At 38.1% G+C, this 2,087-nt stretch carries 2 protein-coding genes; one reads left to right on the forward strand and one right to left on the reverse strand.

The annotated features are described in order from the left end of the window. Positions 1–139: 139 nt before the first annotated feature. Positions 140–1,030, reverse strand: coding sequence for an IS982-like element ISLll1 family transposase (locus ABTZ99_RS44850; protein ID WP_499619270.1), 891 nt, complete (start codon positions 1,028–1,030; stop codon positions 140–142). Between the two features lie 131 nt (positions 1,031–1,161). Here ABTZ99_RS44850 and ABTZ99_RS44855 point away from each other — a divergent pair. Next, a partial coding sequence (locus ABTZ99_RS44855) for an amidohydrolase (RefSeq protein WP_499619272.1) occupies positions 1,162–2,087 on the forward strand: 926 nt, incomplete at its 3' end.

A 2,087-nucleotide genomic window follows, 5' to 3' on the forward strand; every position in this document is an offset into this window, starting at 1 on the left:
GGATAGCACGACTTATTTATTTTCCAATGAAATTAACTAGCAATTCGGGTTAACTATTATCAATAGTTTAGTTTTCATTCCCTATCAATGTATTTTATTATATACCTATTTCTATATATATACCCGAATTGCTAGTTGATTATTTAGCCATGACTTGATACCCGATAGAATATCTTAAAGTCTCTGGTTCCAGTGATTTAGCTGATTTTAACAGTAAAGAATACGCTAAAAGTATCATCTCTAATTTCAATTGAAAACCTTGAGGCGAACGACTTTTACAACGCTCAGCTCCTAGATTTGTCAAAAAAGAGAAAACTCGCTCAATCACTTTTCTATGTTTTGAAAAATTAGGGAAAAGGATTTTCTTTTGCTTCATGTTCTTCCTGACAGGTGTAATTAGATCAATTCCTTCTAATTCCAGCCTTTCATGCAGTGACTGACCTAGATATCCCATATCTCCAAGGACTGTTGGTGTCCCAAATTGACTCAACACTTCCTCGGTCATTGAACTATCAGCCATTGAAGCAGGAGTAATTGTGTAGTCTATGACATAGCCTGATTCACTGACTAAAGCATGACATTTACATCCATAGAAGTACTGTCCCTTTGTAGCATTGTAGCCAGCATTGGCATAATCTCCAAGAACTTTGCTTCTGAAGTTACGAATAGGCTGACACAAAGGAATGGGGAAGCTGTCAATAATGGATACACTCATTCCTTCAACCTCTTTAAAGACGAGTGCTTGGCGAATGACTTGGATACTCGGTAAGAGGGCATTACAACGGCGGACAAAGCGAGAATATTCTAGGAAATTAGGAAATAAACTTTGAGCCAATTGGTGCTTAGCTTTAAGTGTTTCACTAAAATGCAGTACGTCCCATAGGTAACAAGCGATAACTAAGCAATCTGATGTTGCGAGATGGACGTTCTTTCGGTTTTGAACCTCAAGGGAAACACTCGTTTGATAAAGCGTCTCAATGGTTGTCAGTAAATAAACAAAAACTTTTGGAAGTGTGCTATTATAAGTCATATAAGTCGTGCGCTTTCTAATGCTTAGTAGTTTAAGATTAGGATAGCACGACTTATTTATTTTCCAATGAAATTAACTAGCAATTCGGGTAGAAAGTTTAGAGGTATCATATGAAACTACTTAATAATTTGTTGACTAGCTTAACACAATATGAGAATGAAATGATTCAAATTAGGCGTCATCTTCATCAATACCCAGAAATTTCTTTTCAAGAAAAAGAAACATTTAAGTATATTATGGGCTTTTATAAAGAACTTGACTGTGAACCAAAACTTATCGGAAAGGGATTTGGAATCATCGTTGATATTGAAGGTGGAAAATCCGGAAAAACTCTTGCGTTGAGAGCAGACTTTGATGCTCTTGCTATTTTTGAAGATAATGATTTAAGTTTTAAATCGGTCAATCCAGGAGTAATGCATGCCTGTGGACACGATGCACATACTGCATATTTGATGGTACTTGCTAGAGAACTAGTAAAAATAAAACAAGAACTTCCGGGAAGAGTTAGAATTGTCCATCAACCAGCAGAGGAAGTATCTCCTGGTGGTGCCAAAGGTATGATTAAAGCAGGAGCTCTTGACGGTGTCGATAATATGATCGGGGTTCATGTGATGACTACAATTAAAACAGGGGTCATTGCCTATCATAATAAAGAAACTCAAACGGGACGTTCTAATTTCACCATTACAATCAAAGGAAACGGAGGTCACGCTTCTATGCCACAATTAAGTAATGATGCAATAGTAGCCGCTAGTTACTTTGTAACTGAACTCCAAACAGTAATTTCAAGAAGAATAGATCCATTTGACATGGGTACTGTAACTATTGGATCATTTGATGGAGCAGGAAGTTTTAATGCTATACAAGATAAAGTAGTGTTAAAAGGGGATGTTCGGATGATGAAAGAAACAACTAGAAAAGTCATCCGAGACCAAGTGAAACAAATTGCTAAAGGCGTTGGAGTAACCTTTGGGGTTGAAGTGACCCCGGCCCTGGACCGTCGGCACGGAGCCGGGCCAGTACCGCCCCACTCCCCCTGGCTTCGAGAACACGGGAG

Origin of the sequence: Actinosynnema sp. NPDC002837, assembly GCF_040295345.1 — a bacterium.
Lineage (GTDB): Bacteria > Actinomycetota > Actinomycetes > Mycobacteriales > Pseudonocardiaceae > Actinosynnema.

Bases quoted from the DNA above. Each gene is read 5' to 3' on its own strand.
- ABTZ99_RS44850 (WP_499619270.1), bottom strand. From the start codon at position 1,030: ATGACTTATAATAGCACACTTCCAAAAGTTTTTGTTTATTTACTGACA.